Origin of the sequence: Henriciella sp., assembly GCF_049649345.1 — a bacterium.
Classification (GTDB): Bacteria; Pseudomonadota; Alphaproteobacteria; order Caulobacterales; family Hyphomonadaceae; genus Henriciella.
The window spans coordinates 1-6673 of sequence record NZ_JBARZC010000199.1; the positions used below are offsets into that span (position 1 = coordinate 1).

The window sequence follows — 6673 nt, forward strand, 5'->3', positions numbered from 1 at the left end:
TGCAAGCTGCGTGATAAAGCTCCGCTCCCCAGCCGATTTCTCGAGCGCTTCGGACAAAACTGAATCAAGGGCTACAAGAAGCGGCGTCGCATTCTCCTGAATGGCGCGGCGGCGTTCGGACCGGCGATAATCGGAAATAGCCTCCGGCGTTGGCCTGTTCTCATTCGAACCCAGCCTGCGGTCTACAGAGATCAGCTTCGCTCTATAGAACACGACGGCATTGCCATCCTGAGCGCGCCGTTCAAACACCGCTCTGCGGCCGGTTTCATCGGTTGTGGTCTCTATCCCGAAGCCGGACGCAATGAAGGACTCGTCGACAACGGAGAACTGACCTTCCGATTCCGGCAGCGCCAGTCTCAGGGTTACGGGATCGCCGTCTCCCCGGAAGGAGACCTTCGCCTCGAGGGTCCACGTATCGGAATCAAGATCAGGCGCGACCGGAAAGCCGAGTTGCGTGACCTTGTAAAAGAAGATGCCGAGAGCCGTCGCGATAAGAACGCCGACAATGATTAGCAATTGTGTGCGTTTCACCCGTAGACTCCGCTCATCCCATCAGATCGCCAGGCTATTTCTAGCTGCAGCGCGCTTTCTTGGTATAGATTTCTCCAGAGTCGACAATAATTCCCGCTTTTTTCAACATATTTCTGCCGATCAGCGTCTCATAATTGAAGTGTGCACGGTCTGCGAGTGTGACCTCATCTTCAATGAGACGTCCGCCAAGGCAGAATTCCAGATCGACGACCGGGCGATACAGCACGCCACCTTTTTTGGTCTTGATCGCCGCCCAGCGCACGACTTCGGTTTCGATCGTTCGTTCGTCGCCATCCTCGTTGATGACTTTGAAGACAATGTCGCGGTCCTCATCTTCGTCGTCGAATTTCTTGCGATCGGGTTTGGACAGGATTTCTGCGTGAATGGACGATGTCGTCGCGCCTGTGTCCAGCTTGGCATCAAGCTCAATATCGAGGTCGGCGATCCGGACGTGCTCGAGCCATCCGAGGAGATGTTTGTCATCGTCGTCTGACTTGCTGTCACTGAAGGCCGGCATTGCCGCGAAGGTGAGGGCAAGAGATGCGGCGACACACTTATAGACTTTCATATCGATTCCTTTGGGTCTTTCCTGCGCGCGCCCTTCAACATCCAAATTGTGATCAAGGCATGGCAAGCACTGCTGACCATGCATTCATCAGGCTTCGGTGAAATCCCGGACCATCTTGTTGACGGCGCCATAGTCGATCTTTCCGGTGCCGAGAACGGGTATCTCGTCTACATGATAGACCTTTCGCGGCACTGAAAGTTCCGAAACGCCGTGAGATTGCGACCAGGCCATGATCGCGCCGCGGTCTGCCGTTTGCGATGTTGTGAACAGAATGATCTGCTCGCCTTTGCGCGAATCAGGAATGGCCGCCGCAGCATGCATGTCATCTGGCCAGATCGCACTCGCACAGTTTTCCACGACAGACAAAGACACCATCTCACCGCCAATCTTGGCAAAGCGTTTCACCCGCCCGCGGATCCAGATGCAGCCATCCTTGTCAATTGAAACGATGTCGCCGGTATCATGCCAGCCCTCATCGGTTGGGTCGATGACGCCCGGATTGCTCGGCCTCATATAGCCAAGCATCACATTCGGCCCGCGAATCCTGAGTTTGCCGCCATCCTCGATGCCCTCGACAGGGACAAGTTCATGTTCGACGCCCGACATGAACTGGCCAACCGTGCCTGGCTTGTTCATTTCCGGCCTGTTGGCCGCAACGACAGGGGCCGCTTCAGTTGCGCCATATCCTTCGAGAATTTCGATATCGAACTTGCGCCTGACAAGCTGGCGGGTCTCGTCCTTGACGCGCTCGGCGCCGCAGACTGCTAGGCGCACCGAATCCATATCACCCTCCTCGCCCGCCCGCGTGTATTGCGAGATAAATGTGTCTGTGGCGAGCAGGATGGTAGACCCTGTCAGGCGAATGCGTTTTGCAATCTCCCTCGGCTGCAAGGGCGTAGGGTGGAAAACCGCTTTCACGCCCGCCGCAATGGGCAACAGGGCGCCCACTGTAAGACCGAAGCAGTGAAAGGTCGGAAGAGGGTTGAAGACTGTATCCGTTTTTGGATTGAGGCCGATATGCGCGCGGACCTGTTCGACATTGGCGATAATGTTCTGATGGCTTAACGCGACGCCTTTCGGCTCGCCTTCTGTTCCTGACGTGAACAGGATTACACCGGCCTTGCGATAGTCTGGCCTGGAGTGAAACATGCCCGGAAAGACCGGGCCAATCGCGCCAACCAGCTTGTTCTTGAGGCTGAGCGACTCGCGGACGTCTTCCAGATAGATGATTTCGGCGTGTTCTTCGAGCGCGCTGATGAGCGGTTCGAGATTGGCGAGTTCGACAAATTTGCGGGCCGTCACAATCTTCGACACCTGAGCCGCTTTCATGGACGAGAGAAGGTTCGCAGATCCGGCCGTGAAATTGAGCATCGCCGGAACACGACCGGCGGCCAGGATGCTCAGAAATCCGATAACGGCGCCGGCACCGGTTGGCAGCATGATGCCCATCGATTCGGATTTGGACGTGGTCGCCCTCAATGCCGATCCAAGCGCAAATGACGCCCGGATGATTTCAGTGTATGTGAGCTCCCGCTCGTCGCCATCAACGATAGCGACCTTTGATCCGCCAAACTCTTTCTTCGCGCGTAATATCGCAGAGAATATATCGATCCTGGTGCGTTTGACGTTGAATGCGATCGGAGAGGGGATGTTGGACATAAGCGACCTTCACCTTTGGAATTTTGTAATTATTTCTGAAACAGATTGTCACATTCAGTGACTGAAGCAAACGCCCAGTCGCATTCACGGAAGATGAGCCATGCCGAATCAAGGCTTGATGGCAAAGCACTTGGAGACCAATTAAGGGCTATGGTTACACTGATTGATGGCAAGCCAACATTTCGGCACCCGGAAAAGCGCAATCGGCCCGACACGCCCGTGCTGCGAAAACCGGACTGGATCCGCGTAAAAGCGCCAACAAGCAAGGGCTTTGCGGAGACACAGGAGATTGTCCGGTCCAAGGGATTGGTGACGGTATGCCAGGAGGCCGGCTGCCCGAATATCGGCGAGTGCTGGACCAAAAAACATGCGACCATGATGATTTTGGGCGAGGTGTGCACACGCGCCTGCTCGTTCTGCAATGTCTCCACAGGCAAGCCTTCACCTGTCGACCATGATGAACCCCGCCGCGTGGCCGAAGCGGTTGCCGAGATGGGGCTGGAGCATGTTGTGATAACCTCTGTTGACCGGGATGATCTCGAAGACGGCGGCGCGCTTCACTTCGTGGCAGTCATAGAGGCTATCCGGGCCGCTTCACTGGGCACAACGATTGAAATCCTGACGCCAGACTTCCTGCGCAAGGATGGCTGGGAGAACCGGGTCATCGATGCGGCGCCCGACGTGTTCAATCACAATCTCGAAACCGTCCCGCGCCTCTATCTCTCTATCCGGCCCGGCGCGCGCTATTACCATTCGATCCGCCTTCTGGAGCGCGTGAAGCAGCGCGATGCGAACCAGTTTACCAAATCCGGCTTGATGGTCGGTCTCGGGGAGACGAAGGAAGAAGTGATGCAGGTGATGGATGACATGCGCTCTGCCGGCATCGATTTCCTCACCATCGGCCAGTATCTGCAGCCGACCCGCAAGCACGCAGCCGTCGACCGCTTTGTTCATCCGGACGAGTTCAAGGCCTATGAAGAAATCGCCCGATCCAAAGGCTTTCTCATGGTCTCGGCCTCGCCGCTGACCCGGTCGAGCTATCATGCCGGAGAAGACTTCGCTAAACTGAAAGCCGCCAGGCTGAGTGCGAACGCCTGAACTGACGTGCCCAAACTTTCAAAGACACTCATCATCAGGCACCGGCCTGATCAGATATTCGAGCTTATATCCGATGTCGGGCGGTATCCGGAGTTCATCAAATGGATTCGCACGATGCGGGTGATGAACAAGCGGGAAGCCGATGGCCGGACGCTGTTTCGAGGTGAAGCGAGCGTCGGCTTCAAGGGATTTTCGGAGCGCTTTGCCACAGATGTGGTCGCCGACCCGGCGGCAAGGTCCATCAAGGTCGAGCTTGCACATGGACCGTTCAAACGCCTGAATAACACTTGGGACCTGAAGGCGGATGCGGACGACAATACCGTCATCGACTTCTTTATTGATTACGAGTTCCGCAACCCGGTCCTGTCCCTGCTCGCGCGGGCGAATACTGAGCTGGCGGTCAACAAGATTATGAACGCTTTCAGGCAGGAAGCAGACCGGCGCTATGGTGGCGCTCCCTAAGGGATCTGCTTGCGGATCATTTCGAGCGCAGTTTCAAGTGATGCGAGCCTGACCTGATCACGGCCGATGTCACCGAAGTAGCAGGCTTCGTGAAGAACCGCCTTGTTCTCGCGCGCGCAGGCAATGTGAACCGTCCCAACAGGCTTCATCGGTGTCCCGCCGCCCGGCCCGGCTACCCCTGTAATCGCAACTGACAGATTTGCGCGGCTATGCTCCAGCGCGCCTTCTGCCATGAGCCGCGCGACAGCTTCCGAGACGGCGCCATAGTCGGCGATCATGTCGCCCGGAATCCCCAACACTTCTTCTTTGGCGCGATTAGAGTAGGTCACAAATCCGCGCTCGAACACGTCGGACGAGCCCGAGAATTCTGTAAAAAGTCCGGCCAGCAAACCGCCCGTGCAGGATTCGGCGGTTGCGATCTTGATGCGCCTTTCGCGCGCCTCATCCGAGACAAGCAGGCAGAGATTTCGAAGTCGGTCTGGAAACATGGCTTAACTCACTGAGCTTGTGCGAATAAGGGTAGCGACCGCTTGCGCGGCGATGCCTTCGCGCCGTCCTGTGAAGCCAAGGCCTTCCGTTGTAGTTGCTTTCACGCTCACCACTTCAAGCGAAACGCCACAGACGTCTGCCGTTTTCTGTCTCATCGTCTCCCGGTTCGGCTTGATCTTCGGCGCTTCGCAGATGATCGTAATGTCACACTGTCCCAGTTCCCAGCCGCGTTCGGTGGCAAGCTTGAGCGCATGCTCAAGAAATATCCCCGAATTCGCATTCTTCCACTTATCGTCGCTGGGCGGAAAATGATCGCCAATATCGCCGAGAGCCAAGGCACCCAGAATAGCATCCGTGAGGGCGTGCCAGCCGGCATCGGCATCAGAGTGGCCCGCAAGCCCGAACTCATGCGGAATGTCGGTCCCGCAGAGAGTCACATGATCGCCAGCCTCGAACTTGTGGACGTCATAGCCAGTGCCCACGCGAACAGGCAGTGAGGTGGGGCTTAGGAGATTTTCCATACGCGAGAAATCCTCCGCATAAGTGATCTTGTCGAGTCCATGTTCGCCATCGACCAGCTCGACCTTGAGGCCCAGTTTCTCAACCGCGGCAAGATCATCAACCAGGTCGTCCTCGCCGCGGCTCAATGCCGCCTGGATCTGGCCATACCGGAAGGCCTGCGGTGTCTGAATACGATAGAGGTCTGCACGGTCCACCGTTTCAAGCTTGCCGCTGCTTTGGCGCTTCAGCGCGTCGCTCACCGGAAGGGCGGGCACCGCAGCATCGGCCTCATCCAGAGCGCTGACGAGCTTTTGGATCAACGCGTTGCTCAGGCCGGGGCGGGCAGCATCGTGGATCAGGACGGCATCATCTGGCGCGGCATCTAGACTTTGCAGGCCTGACAAAACGGAGAGGGTCCGTGTTGCGCCGCCTTCTACGACTTGCAGTTTGCCGTTGGAGCGCTGCGTCTCAATGCTGTGAGCGCCTGACGCGGGCAGAACGAGACAGACAGATGTGACGTGCGCGCTCTTTAGGCACACATCTAGAGACCACTGCAAAACCGGCTTGCCACCAAGCAGGCGAAACTGCTTTGGCGTGTCACCTGGCGCACGGGACCCCCGTCCGGCCGCAACGATTATGACGTGCGTTTTCATCTGACTAGCCAATAGTCGTGTTGATGCACATTGGCCACAGGTCGATTGCGAAAGCGCGTCCGGCATCCTGATGATCTATTGTGCAATGCAATATTATGAGAGACACAAAATCATGAGCAGTGTGCACAAAAATCTGGCAGAGCATGTTTGGCTGGCCCCGATGTCGGGTTCGACCGATGCTGCTTTCCGCCGTCAGGCCGTCCGTTTCGGCGCAGAAGCCGTGGTCTCCGAGATGGTGGCCGGCGAAGCTCTGTCTGCCGCAAGGCCTGATATGGTGCGCCGCACCTGCCGGCATGAGGGCAAGGGCCGCTGGATTGTGCAACTGGCGGCGCGCCGCCCGGACGATATGCGGGCAGGGGCGGCGCTGCTTGCCGAAGCGGGTGTCGATCAGATCGATATCAATATGGGCTGTCCATCAAGGCAGGTCACCGGCGGCCAGTCCGGATCGGCTCTGATGAGAGAACCCGATCTCGCAATAGCTATCATCGAAGCCGCGCTGGAGGGGGCGAACGGGCGCCCCGTGTCGCTCAAGATGCGCCTTGGCTGGAATGACCAGCTGCGCAATGCGCCTGAAATCGCGAGACAGGCTGAAAAGAGCGGTGTCTGCATGATTACCGTTCATGGCCGAACACGATGCCAATTCTACAAGGGACGGGCTGACTGGGGCAGGATTAGCGACACCGTCGCGGCCGTCGACCTTCCTGTCATTGCC

General features: G+C 57.4%; 8 protein-coding genes. 3 read left to right on the forward strand and 5 right to left on the reverse strand.

Annotated elements, in window-relative coordinates; genetic code table 11:
• The 3 genes from WA989_RS04935 to WA989_RS04945 form a co-directional block, all read right to left on the reverse strand.
• On the reverse strand, nucleotides 1–531 hold a 531-nt coding region (locus WA989_RS04935; protein ID WP_424339396.1), incomplete at its 3' end, for a UUP1 family membrane protein.
• A gap of 40 nt (nucleotides 532–571) precedes the next feature.
• Complete coding sequence (locus WA989_RS04940; protein ID WP_424339397.1) at nucleotides 572–1099, reverse strand: ATP-dependent zinc protease; 528 nt, start codon at nucleotides 1097–1099, stop codon at nucleotides 572–574.
• An 87-nt stretch (nucleotides 1100–1186) separates the two neighbouring features.
• Nucleotides 1187–2758 (reverse strand): AMP-binding protein, encoded by a 1572-nt coding sequence (locus tag WA989_RS04945; RefSeq protein WP_424339398.1) that lies wholly within the window; start codon nucleotides 2756–2758, stop codon nucleotides 1187–1189.
• Between the two features lie 150 nt (nucleotides 2759–2908).
• On the opposite strand from WA989_RS04945, the gene lipA reads away from it, so the two are divergent.
• Both lipA and WA989_RS04955 read left to right on the forward strand, forming a co-directional pair.
• The gene (gene lipA, locus WA989_RS04950) at nucleotides 2909–3856 is read left to right on the forward strand and encodes a lipoyl synthase (RefSeq protein WP_424339399.1); all 948 of its coding nucleotides are present in this window, start codon (nucleotides 2909–2911) and stop codon (nucleotides 3854–3856) included.
• Nucleotides 3857–3862: 6 nt separating this feature from the next.
• The gene (locus WA989_RS04955) at nucleotides 3863–4318 is read left to right on the forward strand and encodes a type II toxin-antitoxin system RatA family toxin (RefSeq protein WP_424339400.1); all 456 of its coding nucleotides are present in this window, start codon (nucleotides 3863–3865) and stop codon (nucleotides 4316–4318) included.
• Here WA989_RS04955 and WA989_RS04960 read toward each other — a convergent pair.
• A complete protein-coding gene (locus WA989_RS04960; protein WP_424339401.1) occupies nucleotides 4315–4806 on the reverse strand; it encodes a CinA family protein in 492 nt (163 codons plus the stop codon). The genes WA989_RS04955 and WA989_RS04960 overlap by 4 nt on opposite strands.
• A 3-nt stretch (nucleotides 4807–4809) precedes the next feature.
• Nucleotides 4810–6027, reverse strand: a complete 1218-nt coding sequence (locus WA989_RS04965; protein ID WP_424339402.1) for a bifunctional 2-C-methyl-D-erythritol 4-phosphate cytidylyltransferase/2-C-methyl-D-erythritol 2,4-cyclodiphosphate synthase — start codon at nucleotides 6025–6027, stop codon at nucleotides 4810–4812.
• Between the two features lie 46 nt (nucleotides 6028–6073).
• Here WA989_RS04965 and WA989_RS04970 point away from each other — a divergent pair.
• On the forward strand, nucleotides 6074–6673 hold a 600-nt coding region (locus WA989_RS04970; protein WP_424339403.1), incomplete at its 3' end, for a tRNA dihydrouridine synthase.

Bases quoted from the DNA above. Each gene is read 5' to 3' on its own strand.
- WA989_RS04960 (WP_424339401.1), bottom strand. From the start codon at position 4,806: ATGTTTCCAGACCGACTTCGAAATCTCTGCCTGCTTGTCTCGGATGAG.
- lipA (WP_424339399.1), top strand. From the start codon at position 2,909: ATGGTTACACTGATTGATGGCAAGCCAACATTTCGGCACCCGGAAAAG.
- WA989_RS04940 (WP_424339397.1), bottom strand. From the start codon at position 1,099: ATGAAAGTCTATAAGTGTGTCGCCGCATCTCTTGCCCTCACCTTCGCG.
- WA989_RS04945 (WP_424339398.1), bottom strand. From the start codon at position 2,758: ATGTCCAACATCCCCTCTCCGATCGCATTCAACGTCAAACGCACCAGG.
- WA989_RS04965 (WP_424339402.1), bottom strand. From the start codon at position 6,027: ATGCCGGACGCGCTTTCGCAATCGACCTGTGGCCAATGTGCATCAACA.